Source organism: Novipirellula rosea, from assembly GCF_039541335.1.
GTDB lineage: Bacteria > Planctomycetota > Planctomycetia > Pirellulales > Pirellulaceae > Novipirellula > Novipirellula rosea.
On sequence record NZ_BAABGA010000107.1, the window covers coordinates 132,677 to 154,261 of the forward strand.

A 21,585-nucleotide genomic window follows, 5' to 3' on the forward strand; every position below is an offset into this window, starting at 1 on the left:
GATGGTACGAAACCCTGTGCGATCGTTTATTTGAAATAACTGGATGATGAACGCATATTGCCATTGACGACAAACAAAAATGCCTTCGATGGATCGTGTCATCCTCGGTTCCCCCGACCTTCGAATTAGCGAGATCAACGCTGAACAAGACGCTGATAAAGCTCGTGATGTGATGAGGAGTGTCGGATAAATTGGCTCAGTATCGTAGTGAGTCGAGGATGTCGTCGGCTTCGGACTTTTCGGTATCCAGTCCTGAAAGCGGTTCGGCTGAATCTTCTGCATCCTCAACTTCCTCGTACATTTCCGAAACCCTGCTTCGTTCTTCCGTCAACGGGGCCTCGTCAACTCCAAGAACACTGGCGGTGATTTCATATTCGTTGATGACGTCGTCAGCGTGCTCAGCGAGTTCTGAACTCTCGATCTCGTCGTTCACCCACGCGATCGACTGGTCATAAAACTTTTGCTCCACTTTTTTGTGCAGCGTTTTGGAGCGATCGGCAGAACTGGTGAGTTCTGATACATATCTCAAGTCTTCAAGGCAGTTGCAATGGTTGAGCAGCCTGTCTACCAGAGGTTCGATTGGCTGGGTGACGGAGGATTTCTTTTTGGTAGCCCATTCGTAAAATTTGTTGGCAAGCATGGAGACGTCCTTGACAGGATTGTCCCACTCCGTGAGACACCGGTCGACGATCAACATGACTTCGTCTGTGATCGCGCTTGCGTTTAACGTGCTTAAGACTCGAATCCAATCGTTCAATCGCTGCGGTGGTGACACGGTCCATGGGAAGCATCCTTCACTCACCTCAAAGAATCGCAACTCGGGTGTGTTCAGTGTTCGCTCGATGGCGAAGCGTACTTCTGAAGGTTCTGGCTTAAACGACGCAGTGCGAATCAGAATCTCGTAGGCAGACAGCACAACTGAATACACGGACACTCTTTGCGCAACGGCTTGCAGGAATTGCGGTTCCTCGGTCAAAACCTGTTTGAGAAAATCCTTCACTGCTGGGTTGTGAAATTTGACGTAGGTGAACGCTCTTTGCTCGGCAAGTCGAATGAACATATTTTCCAACTCACCGATCGCTCGCTTAAAACGCCGGTCGAGTTGCCCTAAGTCGCAGCCCGCCGCAATTTGATAGTCGGAAAAGCATAGACTCAGATCGCTGAGACGCTGATCGCTTTCATGTAGGGCGAACAGCTTCAATATCACGCGCGCGTCACCTCCGATCTGATTCTCAAAAGGCTCTCTCCAAATGTCGCCAGGATTGTCGAGCAGTTGGATAAACCGCCGTCCGAACGCGGCGGGAGTAATTCGTTCGTCGACATAGAGCTCGCACATCGTCTCTGTCACACGCGGACTGTAGTTAGCGTGGTCAATGACTCTCCGGGCCGCTCCACTCTCTACCAACTTCTTTCGTGTCTTTTGGTTGACACCAAAAAAGAACAAGTGATTGCAAAGAATCTTGGCCCGAGTCGACTCGGTCAAGTCTTCCAAGGCGACAACACATTGCGAAGGATTGAGGTTTGCCCGCTTTAGCTTCTCATGTTCCCGCAGTCCTTGGTCGAGAACATGCTCACGAGTTGTCAAAATGAGGCGTTTGAGTTTCGGTTTTCTTTTGCATACCCCCATCATCTGAAGCAATCGCTGATCCTCGTTCTTTCCGAGTCGTGGATTCAAGTCCGTTTGGCCTAAGAAATCGTCGTAAATGAAGACCTGTTTTTCTTTTTCTCTGAACGCTTCAAACGCCTCTTCGATATCGCTGGAGACAACGACACACTCCCAACCTTGCTCGACCAACTGAGCGACAAGAATCTCGGCTGTGGTAGTTTTTCCGACACCAGGAATACCGGAAAGAAGGCAGACCCCATTCTCGTCGAGTGTCTTGCTGGCGCGTTTGACCGATTCCGTTGGTACAAAGATCGAGATGCGTCGTCTGATTTCTTCCAGCTCGATCATGCTGCGCGTGAAGATCCCATGCTTCAACAACCGCTGGAGAACCTCCGTGCTAGTCAGCCATAGCTTGAAATGACTGCGTTCGACCTTTGGATTTTCGCGAAGAATGCGATTGAGGTCCTCAGCACCAAGGATGTCTGACCGCTTTTTGCAGTACGGTCGAAGTAGGCTGACGAGTTCATCCTTTTGGCCAATGGTCAGCGGTACCGAAGTCGCAACGACGTAGCGTTTCGGGTTAAGCTTGAGTACCTTTGGCAACTCTTTTTTTTCCAGGTTCAGTTTAAGCGTTCGATACTGGTTCCCGATGTAGCGTTTGCATTGAACGACGATGTCGTTGTCGAATGCCTTTGAATATCTCAGATCGACGCCGCCATCGGGTCCGCTCTTGAAGCCTTCAAGTCGGATACCAAGTTCAACTTGCAAGAGATCCTGGACAAGAAGTTCAAAGTCCGGAGGTGAAAGTGTTCGGAAATCATATTCCGCCATTTTGTTCGTCAACCTGGAAAAGTCATATAGTACGGTTTTTCCAATAGCATATCTATGTTTCTAGCAGAGGACGATCGGTGCTTGCCTTAAAGTGTCGCCGCAGGCTTGGCTTCCGGTGATGCAATGACGAGTTTGAATTTGATTTGTCTAATTCTTGTCGGTTGATGGTGATTGATAGGCCAACAGTCGTAGGGCGTTGAAGACCACAACGAGCGTGCTGCCTTCGTGGAGGGCGACGGCGGGGCCGATGTTGAGGCCGAGGATGGTGGCGGGGACGAGGAAGGCGACCATGCCCAGACTCATCCAAAGGTTTTGACGGATGATGCGGCGGGTGGCTCTGCTCAGGCCGATGGCGAGCGGTAGGTGGTCGAGGTTGTCCGCCATCAGCGCAACGTCGGCGGTTTCGAGGGCGACATCGCTTCCGGCGGCTCCCATGGCGATGCCGACGGACGCAGATGCCATCGCGGGGGCGTCGTTAACTCCGTCACCTACCATCGCAACGCCGCCTTCGCTTTGCAGCTTCTTGATTTCGGCGACTTTGTCGTCGGGCATCAAATCGCCACGTGCTTCATCGAGCCCGACTTCCTTGGCGACCGCGTCGGCAACTTGTTGGTTGTCGCCGGAAATCATAATCATCCGTTGGATGCCGAGTTCACGCAGTTTTGCAATCGTTCGTTTGGATGCTTCGCGTGGTGTGTCCATCAGTCCGATGACGCCGAGGTAACGGTCGCCGCGACGTACGATCATCGTGGTACGCCCGTTCTGTTCGAGCGACTCGACGATTGAACGCACGCTATCGGGAAGCGGCAGACCATCGACCTCTGTGAATAGGTCGTCTTTGCCAATATGAACCAAGTCGCCTTCGACCGTCGCTTGAATCCCACGTCCAGTGATGCTTTTCAAATCAGTCGCTTCTGGAATATCTCCTCCACTCCCGTTCTCCCCCTCTCCCAACTTTTTCTTCCCATCTCGGGCGACGGCTTTGGCGAGCGGATGTTTGCTGAGGTCTTCAACGGCGATTGCGAATCGCAAGAGTTCCGATTCGTCGACGCCTTCGGCGATGCGAACGTCGGTGACTTTCGGTTCACCTTCGGTCAGTGTTCCCGTTTTGTCGAATGCGATTGCGTCGAGACTGCCAAGACTTTCCAGTGGCCCGCCGCCTTTGACCAGGATTCCACCCCGAGCTGCTCGGGCGACACCGCTGAGAACTGCACTGGGTGTTGCGATCGCGAGAGCACAGGGGCTTGCAGCAACGAGGACTGCCATCGCTCGGTAGAATGAATCGCTGAAGCTTTCGTCGATGACCAATGGTGCGAACATCAGAAGCACAACGCCGGTGATGACGGACGGAACAAAGTAACGTTCAAACTTTTTCGTGAACTTTTGTGTCGGCGAAACCCGCGTTTCTGCTTCGCTGACCATCGTGACAACGCGGGCGAGCGTGTTCTCCGCCGCCGTCTTAGTGACTTGGATCTCGATGGAACCGGACTGATTGATTGTGCCAGCGAAGGCACGATATGCTGCGGAAAGTGATTCGGGGTCCGCCGCTGCGGCGTCAACATCGTCGACCGGGCGTTTGTCGACGGGAACACTCTCCCCGGTAATCGGTGCTTGGTTGATGCTGGATTCGCCTGCGATCACGAAGCCATCGGCGGGGACTCGCTCATCAGGTTTGATGACGACAACATCTCCAACGACCAACTCTTCGACCGGAACTTCCGTTTCCGAAGCATCGCGTCGAACGCGGGCTGTGCGTGGTGCGAGTTCGGACAAGGCTTCGATGGCACGCTTGGCTTTGCCCATTGCGTAGCCTTCCAGGGCGTGGCCGATGCTGAATAGAAACAGCAACAATGCTCCTTCGGCCCAAGCACCGAGTGACGCTGCACCGGCGGCGGCGACAATCATCAAGAAGTCGATCTCGAACTTTCCAGCTCGAATCTTTTCAATCGCTTCGGTGACAGTGTAGTAACCGCCAAACACATAGGCTGCAACATAACAACCCAGCGGAATCCAGTCGTTAATATCCGCAAACGTTTCGATCAGCCATCCGACCAGCAAGAACACGCCACAGAGGATTGCAAAAATCAGTTCTGACCTGGGGCCGAAGATGCCTCCGTGAGCATGATCGTGTCCCAAGTGATCGTGGTCGGGCTCGTGGCCTTCATCGTCGTGGTCATGCCCGGCGTGGTCGTCGGCAACCTCTGCTGTTTCGCTTGTCCATTCGTTAAGAGCCTTCGCGATCGCAGATTCATCGGTGGTCTGTTTGTCGTACTCGACACGAACAGCGCCATCGGGTGAGACAACTGCCTCAAGTACTCCATCCATGCGTGCCAGCCGTGACTCGATCGCCGAAGCACGGCGAGCGTGAGTTGAACGCGACTTACTGAGCCAGTGACCGTATCGCTGATCCAATTCGACACCGGCACGTTTTGCCAGTTCTCGTACTTCGCCGGTCGAGACTATTCTCGGATCGTAGTGAACACAAATATGTCCGGGTTTGTCGTCCTCCGACTGAATTGCATGCGCCGAGTCGATTCCCATTTTCGCAGCAAGCAGGACCGCCAAACGATCAATACAGGAATCATCTGAGTCGGTCACTGTTGGCAGAAGCAATTTCAGTTCAATTTGTTCCTTTTCCATCTTTATCTTTCCGGCTGGTGTGAAGCATGACAAGATGCTTTCCCTGGTTTGATTGAAGGAGCAAGAGAACCGGTTTCTCGCGGTCGAGCTTGCTTGTCACCTCGCGATATTCGTCAACGCCATGGATGGTCGTATCATTGACACGAGCAATCGCCATGCCAGCGGCCACTCCCTCGCGATATGCGTCACTATCAAACGCCACTTGCGTGATCAAGGCACCGTGTGCGTCGGAGGGAAGCTCCAATTCGTAGATTATGGACGTGTTTAGACTTGATAGCCCCAGGCCGAGCGACGAATCGAAATACTCGAACGATCCGTTGGGGGGCATTTCTGATTGAATCGGTGCAACTTCTCGAGGTGCTTTTTGCATCCGTATTTCAATCTCGACGACCTTGTGTTCGCGAAGTACCGTAAAGACATGGCTCTTTCCCGGTTCGGCATCGGCAGTCAAAGTAGCTGGATCAAACAATTGGTTGATCGACTTTCCATCAAACTTTGTTATTACATCGCCTTCACGCAGTCCCGCATGTTTGGCCGGTGAGTGTCTCTGGACATCTTTGACATACAGACCAGCATTCACAGACGAATCAATCAGAGATGCCATTTCGGGAGTCAGAGTTTGGGTTTCGAATCCGAAATATCCTCGTTCGACATAGCCCTTAGATTGCAGTTGCTCCGCGATATCCCTGGCGATGTTGATCGGTGTTGCAAAGCCAATGCCCTGAAAGTCACCGGAAGTCGTGAATGCTCCTTCGATAATTCCGATCACCTCACCTCGCAGGTTCAACAACGCACCTCCCGAACTGCCGGGGTTAGTCGCTGCGTCGTTCTGAATCAACGGGTGCGGCGAGCTTGCGACCCAACGCTGCGTCGAACTGATGATCCCGGCACTGACACTGCGTTGCAGGTCGTAGGGGGATGCAACTGAGACGACCCAATCGCCTACGGAGATCACATCCGAGTCGGCCAGTTCGGCTTCTGACAGGTTCTCAGCCCCCGCGAGTTTGATGATTGCGATGTCGGATTGTGAGTCGCAGATCACTGCTTTGGCATGAAACTTTCTTCCATCAGCGGTTCGTACAACGACGGCATTGGCGTTTTCAACCACATGGCTGCATGTCAGTACACAACCGCGTCGGTCGATGATGACGCCTGATCCTTGGGCGTCATCCGAATGGCTCGTCGACGACGCCATATGCTCGCGATTGGGCGGACTAAATGACTGTGGTAAATTTGCTTCTTCACGCCATCGCATCGGCGTCGTCATGCGTGGGCCACGCAGAGCATAGACGGTCACAATCGAAGGTGACACGTCATCAGCAACCTGACGGACGACTCTCGACAGATTGTTTGCCGATAGGATCTCTGTCGTTCGGTCGCGTGCTTTAGGTTCTACCGCTACCAGAGTTGACATCGCCAGTGATGCTGACAATCCTAACACTGCAAGACTCACAAGCTTGCTGAAATGATTCCGCATGATGATGGAATTCCGTTACGTTTGTGTGCTTTCCGTACTCAGTCGTTTTCGATCTTGATCTCAAGAGTAAACTTTTGCACGCCTGGTGTTGTTCGAGCGATTGCAACAATCAACGCGCGGTCATTGATATCGTTTACCGTACCTGTCAACTCGACGTGCCCAGATTTGATGCTTGAAACGCGGATGTCGTCGAAGCCAAATTTACGAACGATTCGCTCCAACTTTGCGTGCAACGTTTCTTGCGATCGGATTTGATTTTTGCCATCGGTCATTTTGCTGCCGCGTACAGAATTCGTTCATACTTCAACCAGCGTCGCAGTCGACGCTTCATCACGCGGGCCACCGCGTACAAAACAACACCTGATGCCAACAGGGCGTACCACGAGTTCTCAACCGCGACGCTTCCTTCGGTTGCATGGTGCATGACAAATTCCAATGCGGGAAATGCGAACGCGATCACGGCGACTGCCGCAGTCTCAGCACGAATGACTTTTGGGAAGTCCATGGGAAACTCGGCCTTCTTCCATTGCCGCAATCGCGGAAGAAACGCTGGCGTCTGAGTTGACCAAGCCATGAACTCACATCCAAACTTATTCTGCAGGAACGCTTCTTCAGCAAACATGATACGCTCGTAATACAACGCAAATGCCATGATGTAGATCACGACCAGCCACAGTGCCGAAGCGTGCATCACAATCCCAAATGCAATCAGGAAATTGCCCAGGTACAACGGATGCCTCACCACCGAGTAGAAACCGGTTATGTTCAGCGACTCGGCGACTTGCGATTTTGTGTTTCGACCGGAGGTGGCTTCGGCGGCGTGACCGATGCAATGGCAACGGATTGCCAGCCCCAGCAGTGATACAGAGAGACTCAGAAGACTCCAAACAAAGTGTAGAATAGGATGCGAATCGATAACCGGACAACGTATCGCAGCTATCAGAATTAGCGGCAAGAACAAGAAGGGCAGATAGCTGCGCCAGCGGAACAGCCATGATCCCGATCTGACGAATTCGTCACTGAGACGCATTGCATTTAACCTTGCATTTTCTTGTAGTCGGCAGTGATGTTTGCAAAACGGTTCCCGGCGCATCGGCTGGTGATAGACGCATTCCGGGAACCTAGCTGGCGGCTGAATGGCAACCACCAGTATGTTGAATGCCAATTTGCGATCATTGCTCGCAGATTGAAGCGAAAGCTCCTATCTGCGATTTTCACTCTTCGATTTTTAGTGGTCATGACCTTCGTGGTCATGGTCGTGGGCAATCGTCCCACGAAATGATTTTCCATTGATCGTGAGAACCAGTTTCGGATCGGCACCCTCTTCGTCTAGGTGTTCTCCGAGTTCCGCGTCTGTCGAAACAAAGCGTGACGACTTGCCTTGCGGGTCGGTTGCGTCAGGCGAAGCGGCCAGCTTGAACTGCTCTGGTTTTCCATCATGCTTAACGTTGATCATGATCTCGGTCGATTCGATCGGGATTTGTTCGGTCGCAGCGGCGTTGAGCACGTAAATCGTTACTGAACCCGTGACTTCGTCGTGAACGAGTTCGGCGTGGTATTCCTCGTTGCCGAGTTCAATCAACCCGCCGTGATGCGGCCCTTCGCTCGGGTGAGCATGACCTTCGTGATCGTCATGGTCATCAACCGTTGCTGGAGGTGCAGACGTTTCGACAGTCGTTCCACCGTCTTTGCAGCCGACAAGGCCGAAGGTCATCGAAACGAGTGCAAGCGTGAAGAGCTGAATTTTCATTGGATTTTCCTTGATAGAGTTTATTGACAGGAAGTTTCTTAGTGAGAATGTTTGACCTCGAAGCCCGTTTTTGCGAGCCACTGTTCCCACGTGGTGGCAACTTGATGTGATCCTACTTCGATGTGTTTCCATTGCGGACAGCGGAAACTTAGGTCGGCGTGGCCGGAATGCTGTGAACTTTTAAGCTCGCATCCGAGTCCCTTTAACATCGCGGTCAGTTCCGCGAGCTGTTCTTGGTTTTCAACGTGAATAGTCTTCCAATCGGTGATGCGATAGTTGACCTCTTCGACTTGTCCCGCCGCGTGACTGTGTCCGGCATGATCGTGATCGTGTGCCGCATGGTCGTGACCTTCATGCCCAGCATGATCGGGGCCGTCGTGATCCGCCGCGTGACCGTGCAGGGTCTCGAATCCTGCTTTCTTGAGCCAAGATTCCCATTGGTGAGCCAGTTTGTCATTGGCGACTTCCAGGCTTTTCCATTTTGGTGAACGATAAACCACATCGGTGTGTCCACCGTGGTTGTTGATCTTGGCTTCACAACCGAGTTTTTTTACGGCGGCAAGGTGCTGTTGCGCCTTGGCTGCATCGTCAAAGTGCATTTCTTTCCACTCAGGCAAGCAGAATGCGATCGACTCTTCGGCACTTACAACGGTGCCAACCGATGCGAGTGCGACAAAGCACAGCAGTTTTGAAATTCGTTTCAACATAAAACTTTCCTTTTTGGAAAATGATCCGTCCGCTTCCTGTCTTAGGTCGCGGGTTCGGAAAGGGGTTGGGAGGTCTCTGTCGTCCTTGACCGAGAGTGATTGATTTGTAGATGAGACTCCTCGTCTTCAGTTTCTTCAAACAGAGGAATGTCGGTTTTCGATTCGGTAACAACTCGCTCAGCCGATTTCAGTCCGATCAGCCAGAACAACGCCGGGTGGACAAAGAAGTCGAGGAGCGTCGAGCTAATCAGTCCGCCGAGAATCACGGTCGCAACCGGATACAGGATTTCCTTGCCCGGCTCACCGGCCGCCATGACTAGCGGCACCAAGCCGATGCCGGAAGTCAGAGCGGTCATCAGCACGGGGGCGAGTCTTTCCAGACCCGCACGAACGATCATTTCCTTTGTCCAGTCTTCACCCTCGTGCTGAACCAAGTGCAAATAATGGTTGATCAGCAAGATTCCGTTTCGCGATGCGATCCCGGCCAGTGAAATGAACCCGACCATCGCAGCAACGGTCAACGTTTGGCCTGTAACGACCAACGCGATCACCGATCCGATGAACGCCATTGGCAGAGCCATCATCACCTGCAACGAGAGGTTGACGCTGCGGAACATCGTGTATAGCACCAGGAATACGCCCACCAACGAGACAGTGAACAGAACGCCGATGACTCGCGATGCGGATTGCTGGCTTTCAAATTGTCCGCTGTACTGAACGAAGTATCCCGGTGGCAAAGACTCGACGATGGGTTGGACCTTTTTCTGAATGTCTTGCACCACATCGACTACACCACGCTCGGATACGTTGCACTGCAGCACGATTCGGCGACGAACGTCTTCGCGATTGATTGTGTTCGGGCCGCCTGATTCGTAGATGTTCGCGACCGATTCCAAAGGCAGTTTTCCACCGTTGGCGAGGTCGATCGTCAACCGCTTGAGCGTTTGCAAGTTCTCGCGGTAATCCTCATCGAGCCGCAGCATCAAATCGAACGTGCGTTGGCCGATTAGAATTTCGGAAACGACTTGTCCATTGAGAGCCGTTTCGATGAACTCATTGACTTCGACGGCACTGAGTCCGTAAAGCAACAGTTTGTCGCGGTCGAGTTCGATCCGGAGTTGCGGAATGATGACTTGCGGTTCGACCAGCACATCCTTCGTTCCGGGCACTGCCTTCATCGCCGCCTCCATTTCGCCCGCCTTACGCCTGAGCAGATCAAGATCGTCACCGTAAATTTTGATGCCGATTTGAGCTTTCACTCCTGAGATCATGTGTGAGATCAAGTGAGCAATGGGTTGCTCGACCGCCGTGACGATGCCTGGAATATCGGCCATTGCTTCGCGGATTTCTTCGAGCTGCTCTTCACGGGAACGCGGTGATTTGGGGTCAAGTTCCAAAATGAACTCGCTCATGTTCACACCCTCGGCGTGCTCGTCTAACTCGGCGCGTCCGGTACGTCGAATGAATCCTTCGATGTCTTCAATCTCGCGCAATCGAGTTTCAACGCGGCTAGAAATGTCGTTGGAAGTCGCCAGTGAAGTTCCCGGCGGCAACACAACGTTGAGTTGCACGGCACCTTCATTGAACGGCGGCAGAAAGTCGCGTTCAAGACTCATCAGGAACATCCCGGCCAGGACGACCAAAACCGCTGTGACGGCCAGATTGAATCGCGGAACGGTCAGACTGAAGCGGATGACTTTGTCGCCAATCCATTTGATGCCTCGCAGGACGAAACCGTCTTTCTCGTGTCCCTTGAGTTTTTGACTACCGAGCAACCAATAAGACAGCACGGGCGTGACCGTCAGTGAAACGAGTAACGATGAAAGAATCGAAACGATGTAAGCGACACCCAGCGGAGCGAACAGTCGTCCTTCCATGCCAGATAGCGCAAACAGTGGTAAGAACACGAGGATGACAATCATCGTGCCAAATACGATCGAGTTGCGAATCTCGATACTGGCTCGGAAAACGACCAACAATGGATGCTTGGGATTTTCGTTGGCCCGGTTTTCTTTGAGTCGCCGATAAATGTTCTCGACATCCACGATCGCATCATCGACCAATTCGCCGATGGCAACGGCCAAACCACCCAGCGTCATCGTGTTGATCGACAATCCGAAGATCGAGAACACGATCGCTGTCATCACTAACGACAGCGGAATCGCCGTGAGTGTGATGAACGTCGTGCGAACATTCATCAGGAACAGGAATAGAATGATGACGACCAGGATGCCGCCGTCACGAAGTGCCTCGACGACGTTCTCAATCGCTCGGTCAATGAATGACTTTTGCGTGTAGAGTGGTTCGATGCGAAGATCACCGGGCAAGGAAGGCCGCAGCTCTTCAATTGCCGCCATCACGTCCTCAGTCACTCGCCGCGTATCGGCTCCCGGTTGCTTGTTGATCGTAAGAATGACTGCGGGTCCGCCGCTGTATTGCCCGTCTTCATCACGGACCCAGGCCGAACTATCGCCACGTTTGACCTGAGGGCCTTCGACGACACGAGCGATTTGACCCAACGCGATCGGTCGGCCTTCCTTCATCGTGACGACGACTTTTTGCAGGTCTTCTATGCTCTGGACACGGCCAAGCCCACGAACGAGTAATTCATTTGGCCCCTGTTCGTCCAGATAGCCTCCCGTCGCGTTCTCGTTGCTGTTTTGAACCGCTTTTTTGACTTCGTGCAAAGCGACACCGAACCGCAACATGGCGTCGGGATCGACCAACACCTGAAACTGCTTGCGCCCTCCGCCCATCGTGAAAACTTGCGAGACGCCAGGGATCGTCAGCAATCGCTGGCGTACGACCCAGTCGCCAAGCGTTCGCAGTTCAAGCGGCTCAGTCGCACCGTCGTTGCTCCACATTCCCAGCATCAGGATTTGACCCATGATGGAGGAAATCGGTGCGAGTGTTGGTTTGACGCCTTCCGGCATTCGTTCTTGAACGAGTTGCAGCCGCTCGGCGACGATTTGACGGTCGTTGTAGATGTCCGTTTTCCAATCGAACTCGACATAGATGACCGAAATACCGACCCCCGACGCACTGCGAACAGCCTGCACTCCGTTTGCTCCGTTGACCGCCGTTTCAATGGGGAACGTCACGAGCGTCTCGACTTCCTCAGGTGCCAGCCCCGGTGCCTCGGTCATGATGACCACACGAGGACGGTTGAGGTCGGGGAAAACGTCAATCGGAGCCTGCATCGCCTGCCAAGTCCCGAATCCCACAAGGAACAAGGCAACCGCGATGACGAGCATGCGTTGCTTCAACGCGAATCGAATGATTGAATTAAGCATGATGTGGCTCCTTAGTGGTTGTGGCCCGCGTGTGGATCAACTCCACCGCCAGACTTGTTTTTGAGAGCCATTTGCATTTGATGAGCGCCACGCATTGCAATGACGTCACCGGGGAACAGCGAACCGTCATTGTCGATCACGGCGGAATACTGATCACGGTATTTCACATGGACCGGCACGCGATCAAAGTGGCTGCCGTTTTGCTGAAACACGAATGTTTCCGCTCCTTCGCTCGCCACCGCCTCGACAGGCACCACGATTTGTTCCGGCATTTCTTCGACCGGTACTCGCAACTGCATCCGTTGACCGGGAACGTAACGCCATTCGACGTAGCGATTGCCGTTAGCACGATGATCTTTGGCGACTTCGTTGGGAAGGCGAACGTAAAAATTCAATGTTCGCGACTGAGCATCGACTTGATTGGCGAGATAAGCCATTTCCAAGCCCTCGATCACACGGGATTCGGAGCCTGGTTCTTCCAAGATCGCGTCAACCGCCCAGCCATTTTGGGACGCTTTCCGAAGTTGCTTGATGTCTTGCTCGAACGCAAGTCCTTCGATGAACAGTTCGTCGTAGTCGGCCAAGACGCAAAGTGTTTCACCCGCGTTGATGGACTGACCTTTGTGTACTGACAGGTCTTGCAGGATCAATGGTCCAGTGTGTTTGGTCTGGTCGTCCTTGACGAAACTCGCTTGAACGACATGTTGGGTCAATCGCAATTCATCCTCGCCGTGGCTATCGACACTCGGTGCAAAGATCTGAAGCTCCCTGAGCAACCGTCGCTCCCCTTCGATTTGTTCTACTTGGTTGTCCGACAATCCGTGCAGCCGTAGCGATTCACGCATCGCACTCAAGCCGGCGTTCAGTTTGTCAAGGGCGTATTGTCGCTCCAGCAAGACTTTACCCGCGATCGCACCGCTTCTGGTGACCTGTTGCAAGCGTGCAATCTCGCGTTGTTCAACATCGAGTTCCCCAAGCGTCCGCAGGAAATCGGTTTGTGCGTTCACGAGGTCTTCGTGTGTCAAGCGGATTTGAAACAGCAAACTTCCTGGCTCGACCGCTTCGCCCTGCACGGCGTGAACATGCGTGACGACACCGGTCATCGGCGTCGCAACTTGAACTCGAGATCGACCTGGAAGTTCGACGACGACTGCGGGCACCGTGATTGATCGGCGGAAGGTTTCCAACTTGATCGGACGGATCGTTTCGTCGGACAATCCAATGTTGCGGATTGCTTGTTTTGACAGCTCCAATGAAGTCGCTGCGTCATGCCCGGCATGGGCAGCGTGATCGTGTCCGGCATGAGGATCAACCTCGCCAGCCGCATCACCCTCGTGCGATTCACCGCCGCCATTGCGGAATGAAACAGCAGTTCGATCGACCCATCCCTTTGTGGCCGGGAACCAATGCTGCCAGGTAAAACCACCGACGATCACAACGATCAGTGTGGCGACTAGCCAAACCCACTTCATGGGGACTTTGGGCATATGGATTTTCATGGTAACGAAACCAACGGAACAACTGCCGGAGAAACCAACCCACGATTCAATGTGTGTGGATCAGAGAAAAGGTCAACGCGAAGAAGCGTCCGTGGCAGATGACCGGCGAATGCAGGCTGAATCAATCAGCACTAGCGAAATTCGCCAAGAGTGTCGGAACTGATGCACGAGGATCGAAAGTCGTGACGACTTCCGCTACGGCATAGAGGCACAGTCACTCTCATCCAATCACGGACGAGTGCGGACCATTACAGACGCCAGACTTGCGTCTTAACGCGAAGCGGCGGATGCACCGTGTGCGGATCGGGCGGCGAACCGTACTCCGTCCGTAGTGCGAGTAAATCTTGTGACGACAGTGACAAAGAGTTCGTCAGCAAGGGCGACCAATCAAAGGTCAAGATCAACGAAATATCATTGTCTCGTTGATCGGCAACGATGTTGCAGTCCGCTTCGTCACAGCATTCATGTGGTCCATGTGAACCTGAACAAGGCGATTCTGACAAAGGCTGTTCGGAACGAGCTTCAGTCGTTTCGTCGTCAAAGCAATTGCAAGTGATAGAGCCATCTGCTTTGTGCTGGTGTCGGCACGATGCCTTGTGACCTTCGTGGGAGTGTCCGTCGTGATCGTGACCACTGACGCCAACCACGTGCGGAACGTCTACCATCACCCGGTCGACGTCGTGACTGTGCGTGTAATCCGCGTGAGCGTGATGTACACAACACCCCAGCAGTGCGTGAAGCACTACGGCGGTCATCGTCGAGTAGGTGAGGAGTTTATGAAACATCGTTACTTTGTTCGGACACTAACAATCGGCATATTACGCCTAATCGTCGCAGTAGTTCTATCGGCTAAGCCGGGGCGGAGCTATATCAAAATAGCGTAAAAGCATACGTAGCACAGGCCATGCCAATCCCATCTGGACAACAAAAGACGCTCAAATAGGCTAAAATCGATACCAAAAAACTTTCGCGATTGTAGTCACACTGAACGCGACACCATCGCAATTTGAGACGCCTTTTCGCCGATGGGCCTTTGATTCAATCTCTCCATCATGAGCCTCGTCCACTACAGAAGAAGTTACCTCAGAATCAAAAAAGTGATTCGCAGCGGTGGATCAAGTGCCGAGTGCCGCCGTTAGTTTGCATCCCCGCGAAGGGGGGTGTACAATCCTCACGCGGCGGGCTGTTTTAAGATGAACGATCATTTTGAGGCAAGCGGCCAGATTTCCCACTAGGACGTTCACACACTCGACGGATTGATTCCTTTCTTTCAGCAATTAAGACACGAGGTAAACAAGATGCGCAAACTCTTCTCCCTACAACTTTCACGAATCGTTATGGCGACTCTGTTAGTTGGTATCACTGGTCTGGCAGCAAACGCTCAGGACCAAGCAGCAGACGAGAAAGTCATCACGCTTAAGCCGGAAACGGTCAAACAAGCGAAGTTTATTGACTTCGGAACCGAGCTTGGCGTTTCGCTCGGAGCGATTAACGACTTGGGACAAAAAATTGACGCCGCACGAATGGCAGCCGACCCGATCGAGCTGCTCTTGTCCGCAGAACTTTTGTCGGCGGCTGAATCACTTTCTGGCAAGCAGGCGTCTTTAACATCAAGCGCGTTGCAAGAAGAAGCCGTGACACTCGCAGAGAATCGCGGAAATCCGACCGAGATCGCAACGGCTGCAAAATTGCTCGGTGGCGATCTTGGCGACAAAGTCATGAAAGTTGCCAAAGCGGCTGCCGAGAAGATGCCCAAGGAAGGAGATGCAACGAAGGATCTCGATGGAGACTTGTATATCGACAACAGGTCGAACCACGACGAAGTACATGTCTACGTCAATGGTCGTGAGATCGGGCACGTCGAAGGTCATAGTGTCGGCACATTTCATGTGCACGGCGCACACTACCTTGACGCTCGTGACCACGAGGGACACCGTTGGCACGATCACATCGTCGGGCACCAGCACCGATGGGTCTTCCGTCTCGATCCGCCGCATCCTCATCACTTCCCCTGGTAGGCATTGGTCAGAAGTATGACATTGAAGCTAGACCCGTCATGGGTCCAGCTTCTGCCCGCGGAAAGGTATTGCAATGTTTCGATTTGTTCTTTTTCCATTGATCGCGTGGATAGTTCTCTCTCAACATCAAGCCCTTGCCGCGCGTCATGCACTACTGATTGGATGTTCTGACTATAAAACGCATAGTGATCTGCACGGTTGCGGTGTCGATGTTGCTTTGCTTAAAGAGCGACTGGCAACGCCTCGGTTTGGTTTTGGACCAGATGATCTGACTGTCTTGAGCGACGCGGACACCACCACAAAACCTCCCACCTACAGCAATATCCATGCGGCCTTCGAGACCGTTGTCGCAGCGAATTGGGCGGCGGACGAAGCCCCAGACATGCTGTTGATCTACATGTCCGGTCACGGCGGACAAAGGAGAAGCGAGACGGAGAAAGACGGCACAGACGAGTTCTTCATGCCGATCGACGAAACCGAAGTCATCCTGGACGATCAAATTGGTGCGTGGCTGGGCGTACTAAATCAGAAGGGCATTCACACTTGGATCGTCTTTGACAGTTGTTTCTCGGGAACGATGACACGCGGTGGCGATCCGAACGAGTCGGTTCGTGGCCTTGCTTCGCCGGAGCTTGATGCGACACGGCTTGCCGCACCCAAGAGCAACGACGATGTTGGATGGGAGTTGCCGAAAGGCGGAGCGTCAAACTGCGTGGCATTCTATGCGTGCCAAGCGTATGAAAAGGCGATCGAAGACAAATCGCTCGACAATTCCTTAGGCAAGCCTGTGCCGCATGGATTGTTTACCTTTTGCTTGCTGCAATGTCTGGACCAGCAAACCGTTGGCGACGATGCAATATTAACCTACGAAGATCTGCGTCGTGGAATCATCGAGCGATACCGCGCTCTCGGACGCACTTGGCCGACTCCGTTCTGTGAAGGTGACTTAGATCAAGAAGTGCTCGGCTTCGAGAAGTGGCCAAGAGCGAATCCGATGTACCTGCAATTCGATGGAGACACGACATCGATCGTCGGTGGTCAAATGGCAGGACTGACCATCAATGCGATCGTCGCCATCTTTGCACCGCAGGATAGTAAGCAGACGACGCCAATCGGTTATGTGCAAGTGGTCAGCGTCACCGCAACTACTGCCGAAATCGAAAGCGTTGCGTACGGTGAATTTCCTCAAGCTGTTCCAGTCAGTGTCTTCCCTAACAACTCAACATGCCAGGTCGTCAGCCAAGAGCTTGGCGAACTGCGAATTGCTTTGACAATTTCTTGTGTTGATGTCGATGCGGGGCAATCGCTTGAGATGACGTTTCGAGACAAGGCAGCCGATCCACTAAGCATTTTCCGTGTCGTTGAATCAAAAGGCTCGCAAGGATGGACGCTAATGGTGTCTGAGACAGATCGTCTTTTGGTGCCCAATCAGGTCCCATTGACGCTTGGCGACGGCTTTCCATCTGCAACACAACTGCAACGCACCCCGCACGTCCGCTATCAAGCATCTCTTGCCAACAGCGAACTTGTCGATGCGGTCGAGCGTGATCTTCGCAGAGTGTACAATTGCGAAAACCTCCAACGACTGGCGGTCGCCTACGGTCCAAACGCAACGGCAGCGCACGACATCAAGCTAAAGATGTCGAAGGTGCGTGGTGATCTGGCTTCAAAAGAGGTTAAGGCTGGAGACGTGTTGCGAATCGAAGTTGTCAACGAAGGCGCTTACGATGCCGCCTTCGCTGTATTCTTTGTTAGCTCGCGGTTCCAAATCGCAAGTCAAGCGTCGGACTTTATCAAGCCAGCCCAAAGCTTATTCCGTCCGACCACGATCGCGTTGTTTGAAATGACCATCAATGAGAAAATGTGGGGACAGAATGGCTTGATCTTGGTTGGCATTCCACAGGAAGGGAAGGTAAAGCATCAATTGAACTACGTTGGCATCGAACAGAAGAGACTTGGAGATGCTGCTGACAAAAAGCGTGGCTTTGTCGCCAAAACACCTTTTGAGAAACAGCTTTACAACGCCACGTTCGGCAACCAGAAATTCCGCACAGGTGGCACTTCCGAACAACCTCAAATGTCGATGGTTTCCTGGGTTGTGTCGGAGTAGAGTCCGCCGCAGTCTACGCAATCAATACAATCCCAGGTGCCTCGAAGACGAACATCGCAAACGAACAGAAATGTGCGTCTCTTGCATTATCTGATGAAATGAATCGTTTGCAGTTTTAGATCGCGACCACTACGCTGAGGGTGGCTCGGTCGCTCGATGATCTTTGGATCTACAGGAATTGATAGAATGAAGAAGAACACCCCAACAATCGTTTTTCGCAGACTTCGTCGAGATCCTAAATGTTTGGGTTTTGCGAGCCTTACACAGACGCTCACGATCGCAGTCCAATTCATTGCGATTTCAATTCTAACATGTAGCCCTACCTTTTCCGATGATGATCTTGGCTTTGTCAAGGAGGATCTGCGGGGCGGTGAGAATTGGGCCATCCTGATCGGCGTGAACTACACCAGTCGCCAAGAGGAGCTGCGTGACGGCGGTGATCTGCTGAGTCGTGACGCCTTACCCGCCTTGTCCAATGCCGCCAACGATGCGTTGGCAATTGCCGACATCTTGACCAATTATTACGACTATGACAAAGATCGCGTCATTGTCTTAACGGACGATAAGGGAACCGACGTCGAGCGGCTGCCCACAAAATCGAATATCTCGCGTGAGTTGTTGCGTCTCAGCAAGGATGCAAACGAAGATGACACGGTGTTTTTCTTTTTTGCAGGTCACGGCATCAAGTTACGTTCGCAATCGACCAGCGGAAATAATGTTGCGATGCTTGCGATGGATGTCGAACTGAAAGAAGGTGAGCCGATTGGCAATTTGTTTGGATTGCCTTTCGGTTTGATCGACGACCTCGGTCGGATCAAGGCTAAGCAAAAACTGCTGGTACTTGATTGTTGCCACTCGGGTGAAATATTTAATCAGCATCGTGCATCCACGACCTTCCAGCCACCGAGCGGCGGAAGTGGACGTACAGATGAAAACCTGCTCAACGCCCCCGCGTTTCAAGCAATGGCCTCATGTCGTGCCAGTCAGCTTGCATCCGACGGTCGCGATGGCAACTCCAAATTCACTTCGGCATTCTTACATGGTCTGCGGCGGATTCCAGCGCAGAATCAAAAGCAAGTTGTCACAGCTCATGCCCTACTAAAGCATCTGGAAGGTTACTTTGATCCCAGCCAACGGCCTGATTGTCGTAACCTTGTTGAACAGAATGGAGATGCTGGTGAGTTCTCGTTCAAACCGCGACCAGAGGCTGACTTTAGGAAGTTTCTCGTTGAAGAATTGGAGGAGGCGTACTTGCGCAGCATGGTGGTCAGCCGCCAGGGCAGTTGGTGGTTTCAAGAATGTCCATGGTTCATCCCCAGCATCCGGGCGGAAATGGTTCAAGTTTACGACAGCTATCAAGTCGTTGCTCGTGGAAATGAGGTCGCTGATTTATTGGATGCCGAGAGTTTGCGATTGGCTGCGGATGCCGCGCTACGCCAACTCAAGGAAGGCGAAAGCGAAATCGCACGTTTGCGCCGTAAACACGCGTCGCTGTTGCTCGACGCCGACAGTGGTAAAAAGCTAAGTGAAGCGTTGTCGGAAATTGAATCCGACCTTGAGCCACTGTTACCCAAAAGCTTGTCGGTCGAGGCATCTCGTGGAATTGCTCCCAAAGTTGCTCCGGCCAACAGCATGGACAAGGACTTGCAAGCTGCTGATGTTCACTTGTTGGCTGTCGTCAAGCATTCGCTCAGCCAAGTTGATGCTGATAAGATCTACAGACAAGCTCTTCGAATGTACGACCACGAGATGCTTCCAACCGTAGCGCAGTTGAACAAGGTCTCAACTGATAATGAAGAGAAGGTGTTTAATTACTCATTACAGATTCTCAAAGCCCTCTGCCGAGTTGACTATGCCGAGTTTCTTCAACGTGAACTGAAACAGCACAAGCCAGCAGCGGAACAGTATCAGCAAGCTCGTCGCGAAATCGAACAACTCACGTTCGATGGCAAGCAGAAAGGCTACGCTGATTTCTTTATGGCGTTCACGCTTTGCAGTGAAGCAGATGCTTGGATCGGCATCAACCGCTGGAAACAAGCCGATGCGTTGCTCGATGAAGCAAAAGAGCTCGCGAAACCGAAGCTCAATGGCCTCACGTCGCCAGTAGCAGGCCATTTTCTCGAAGCTCACATCTACCGGCGAAACGCCTGGTGCAAGATGATGCAGTGGAAGATTGATGATGCAGTGTGTTCCTTCCACACGTCCAACCAAATCCTTTTGAATCGCATGAGTGGTACGAGCGGTGATGACTCCAGCACGCTCCCATCCAACGACGAAATGTCCTGTGTCGATGTGTTAGTCGCCAACAAACGTGTGTTCGACGAGTCGCGAGACTACTCATCCAAGGTTGCCTACCTGCACAACCTCCATGGAATCGCGATGGGAATACGCTTCCAAGGCGAAACGGCGCGTGCTGCCACGGAATATCGAATACTCACCGATCGCGTTGAGTCTGCGTTCGGCCAGTTTCGTAGTGATTCTGCAGACGCAGCGATTGAGAATCAGTTCATCGGGCGCACAATCAATACGCAAGAGCGGCTTGGTGATTGTAATTTGTTTGGCGATCCCGACGTGCGAGACTTGAAGGAGGCCCTGGATGACTATCGCCGCGCGATGATGCGTGTGCACTTGCTACGCGACTCGGCTCGCGATCAAACCACGGCAGTTCTACTTTACAAACAAGCGTTGGCGCTTAGTCTCCCTTCGTCATTCACCGACCACGAACTTGCCAACCAAATGTGTGAGGTTGCCGACAAGATCTATTTGCCACGAAAAGACAAAGCGGGCGGGTTGTTGGATGCCCTCGGAACGCTGACCACGTTATGCGTTCGAGCTTGCGAGCAGTCCGCGAAGGCGAAGTCGACAGGCGGCAGTGAACTAACGGCCCAGAACGATTTGCGTGAGTGTATCCTCGCATACCGCGATAAAGTCGGCACAACACCGCATCGCGATCAGCTTGAACTTTGTCTTTTCGCATCGGACGTCTTGCTGAAACATGCTGGCAGTCGCAGCAAATACCAGACACTCGCAGATGCTGACCTGCTGCTGAGTTTTTGTAGGATTGCATTGGACTCTTATCAAGCGTCAGGCAATGATGACCCTGAGCAAGACAATCAGGTATCTGATGCGGTCAAATATCTGAGACCTTATTTCGATACGGCGATGAACGCGAAGATGAAGTTAGGCGACGCCCAAGTCAAAGAGATGTTACAGATCCAGGCCGAAGCGACGCTTGGCAAGCTCGATATCAAAGACAGTGAAGTCAAACCGATCTTGGCGGTTTACACCCTCGATGGCAAGCCTTACCTATTGGTCGACATTCCATTCAGCGTTAGTCGTTGCGTCCCCTTGGCTGAATCGTACTATAACGTCCAAATGGTCCGCGACGCATGTCAGTCCACAAAGAAGTTGCCGCTGCCGGATGATATCTACGATGCGTTGTCAGGTTGGATGAAACAAAATCCTTCTGCTTCACTCTCGTCCTCTGTTGACTGCCGCTGGCGTGATTCAGTACGCGGTTTTCATGCACGCCAAGCAATGCCACGGACTCTCGTTGACTCAACGACTGGCGAAGAAACGACGGTCGTTGAAACGGCGTCTCGAGACACTACTTTTCCATTCGAGCTTCAACGCCCGTAAACAGCAGCGACTTCG

Annotated in this window: 13 protein-coding genes; 3 read left to right on the top strand and 10 right to left on the bottom strand. The window is 52.7% G+C overall.

Translation table 11 applies throughout. From position 1 onward, the window contains the following. Positions 1-196 precede the first annotated feature (196 nt). The 10 genes from ABD971_RS30770 to ABD971_RS30815 all read right to left on the bottom strand — a co-directional run bounded on the left by ABD971_RS30770 (position 197) and on the right by ABD971_RS30815 (position 14,588). A complete protein-coding gene (locus tag ABD971_RS30770) occupies positions 197-2,437 on the bottom strand; it encodes an nSTAND3 domain-containing NTPase (protein WP_345327507.1) in 2,241 nt (746 codons plus the stop codon). 147 nt (positions 2,438-2,584) lie between these two features. Next, the gene (locus ABD971_RS30775; protein ID WP_345327509.1) at positions 2,585-5,077 is read right to left on the bottom strand and encodes a heavy metal translocating P-type ATPase; all 2,493 of its coding nucleotides are present in this window, start codon (positions 5,075-5,077) and stop codon (positions 2,585-2,587) included. Then, the gene (locus tag ABD971_RS30780) at positions 5,058-6,491 is read right to left on the bottom strand and encodes a trypsin-like peptidase domain-containing protein (protein WP_345327510.1); all 1,434 of its coding nucleotides are present in this window, start codon (positions 6,489-6,491) and stop codon (positions 5,058-5,060) included. Before ABD971_RS30780 ends, ABD971_RS30775 begins: the two co-directional genes overlap by 20 nt. Before the next feature lie 101 nt (positions 6,492-6,592). Next, the gene (locus ABD971_RS30785; protein WP_345327511.1) at positions 6,593-6,826 is read right to left on the bottom strand and encodes a BON domain-containing protein; all 234 of its coding nucleotides are present in this window, start codon (positions 6,824-6,826) and stop codon (positions 6,593-6,595) included. After that, positions 6,823-7,584, bottom strand: a complete 762-nt coding sequence (locus ABD971_RS30790) for a methyltransferase family protein (RefSeq protein WP_345327512.1) — start codon at positions 7,582-7,584, stop codon at positions 6,823-6,825. Before ABD971_RS30790 ends, ABD971_RS30785 begins: the two co-directional genes overlap by 4 nt. Before the next feature lie 198 nt (positions 7,585-7,782). Beyond that, positions 7,783-8,304 (bottom strand): hypothetical protein, encoded by a 522-nt coding sequence (locus ABD971_RS30795; protein WP_345327513.1) that lies wholly within the window; start codon positions 8,302-8,304, stop codon positions 7,783-7,785. A gap of 38 nt (positions 8,305-8,342) precedes the next feature. Further along, positions 8,343-9,011 (bottom strand): hypothetical protein, encoded by a 669-nt coding sequence (locus tag ABD971_RS30800; protein ID WP_345327514.1) that lies wholly within the window; start codon positions 9,009-9,011, stop codon positions 8,343-8,345. 41 nt (positions 9,012-9,052) lie between these two features. Then, the gene (locus ABD971_RS30805) at positions 9,053-12,304 is read right to left on the bottom strand and encodes an efflux RND transporter permease subunit (protein ID WP_345327515.1); all 3,252 of its coding nucleotides are present in this window, start codon (positions 12,302-12,304) and stop codon (positions 9,053-9,055) included. Positions 12,305-12,315: 11 nt separating this feature from the next. Then, the gene (locus ABD971_RS30810; RefSeq protein ID WP_345327516.1) at positions 12,316-13,803 is read right to left on the bottom strand and encodes an efflux RND transporter periplasmic adaptor subunit; all 1,488 of its coding nucleotides are present in this window, start codon (positions 13,801-13,803) and stop codon (positions 12,316-12,318) included. A gap of 248 nt (positions 13,804-14,051) precedes the next feature. Then, complete coding sequence (locus tag ABD971_RS30815; RefSeq protein WP_345327517.1) at positions 14,052-14,588, bottom strand: hypothetical protein; 537 nt, start codon at positions 14,586-14,588, stop codon at positions 14,052-14,054. 552 nt (positions 14,589-15,140) lie between these two features. On the opposite strand from ABD971_RS30815, the gene ABD971_RS30820 reads away from it, so the two are divergent. From ABD971_RS30820 to ABD971_RS30830, 3 genes are all read left to right on the top strand, one after another. Continuing rightward, positions 15,141-15,821: a hypothetical protein gene (locus ABD971_RS30820; protein ID WP_345327518.1), complete on the top strand. Its 681-nt coding sequence runs from the start codon at positions 15,141-15,143 to the stop codon at positions 15,819-15,821. 73 nt (positions 15,822-15,894) lie between these two features. After that, the gene (locus tag ABD971_RS30825; RefSeq protein ID WP_345327519.1) at positions 15,895-17,931 is read left to right on the top strand and encodes a caspase family protein; all 2,037 of its coding nucleotides are present in this window, start codon (positions 15,895-15,897) and stop codon (positions 17,929-17,931) included. A 186-nt stretch (positions 17,932-18,117) separates the two neighbouring features. After that, complete coding sequence (locus tag ABD971_RS30830; protein ID WP_345327520.1) at positions 18,118-21,570, top strand: caspase family protein; 3,453 nt, start codon at positions 18,118-18,120, stop codon at positions 21,568-21,570. Positions 21,571-21,585: the final 15 nt, after the last annotated feature.

Bases quoted from the DNA above. Each gene is read 5' to 3' on its own strand.
- ABD971_RS30770 (WP_345327507.1), bottom strand. From the start codon at position 2,437: ATGGCGGAATATGATTTCCGAACACTTTCACCTCCGGACTTTGAACTT.
- ABD971_RS30775 (WP_345327509.1), bottom strand. From the start codon at position 5,077: ATGGAAAAGGAACAAATTGAACTGAAATTGCTTCTGCCAACAGTGACC.
- ABD971_RS30780 (WP_345327510.1), bottom strand. From the start codon at position 6,491: ATGTCAACTCTGGTAGCGGTAGAACCTAAAGCACGCGACCGAACGACA.
- ABD971_RS30785 (WP_345327511.1), bottom strand. From the start codon at position 6,826: ATGACCGATGGCAAAAATCAAATCCGATCGCAAGAAACGTTGCACGCA.
- ABD971_RS30790 (WP_345327512.1), bottom strand. From the start codon at position 7,584: ATGCGTCTCAGTGACGAATTCGTCAGATCGGGATCATGGCTGTTCCGC.
- ABD971_RS30795 (WP_345327513.1), bottom strand. From the start codon at position 8,304: ATGAAAATTCAGCTCTTCACGCTTGCACTCGTTTCGATGACCTTCGGC.
- ABD971_RS30800 (WP_345327514.1), bottom strand. From the start codon at position 9,011: ATGTTGAAACGAATTTCAAAACTGCTGTGCTTTGTCGCACTCGCATCG.
- ABD971_RS30805 (WP_345327515.1), bottom strand. From the start codon at position 12,304: ATGCTTAATTCAATCATTCGATTCGCGTTGAAGCAACGCATGCTCGTC.
- ABD971_RS30810 (WP_345327516.1), bottom strand. From the start codon at position 13,803: ATGAAAATCCATATGCCCAAAGTCCCCATGAAGTGGGTTTGGCTAGTC.
- ABD971_RS30815 (WP_345327517.1), bottom strand. From the start codon at position 14,588: ATGTTTCATAAACTCCTCACCTACTCGACGATGACCGCCGTAGTGCTT.
- ABD971_RS30820 (WP_345327518.1), top strand. From the start codon at position 15,141: ATGGCGACTCTGTTAGTTGGTATCACTGGTCTGGCAGCAAACGCTCAG.
- ABD971_RS30825 (WP_345327519.1), top strand. From the start codon at position 15,895: ATGTTTCGATTTGTTCTTTTTCCATTGATCGCGTGGATAGTTCTCTCT.
- ABD971_RS30830 (WP_345327520.1), top strand. From the start codon at position 18,118: ATGAAGAAGAACACCCCAACAATCGTTTTTCGCAGACTTCGTCGAGAT.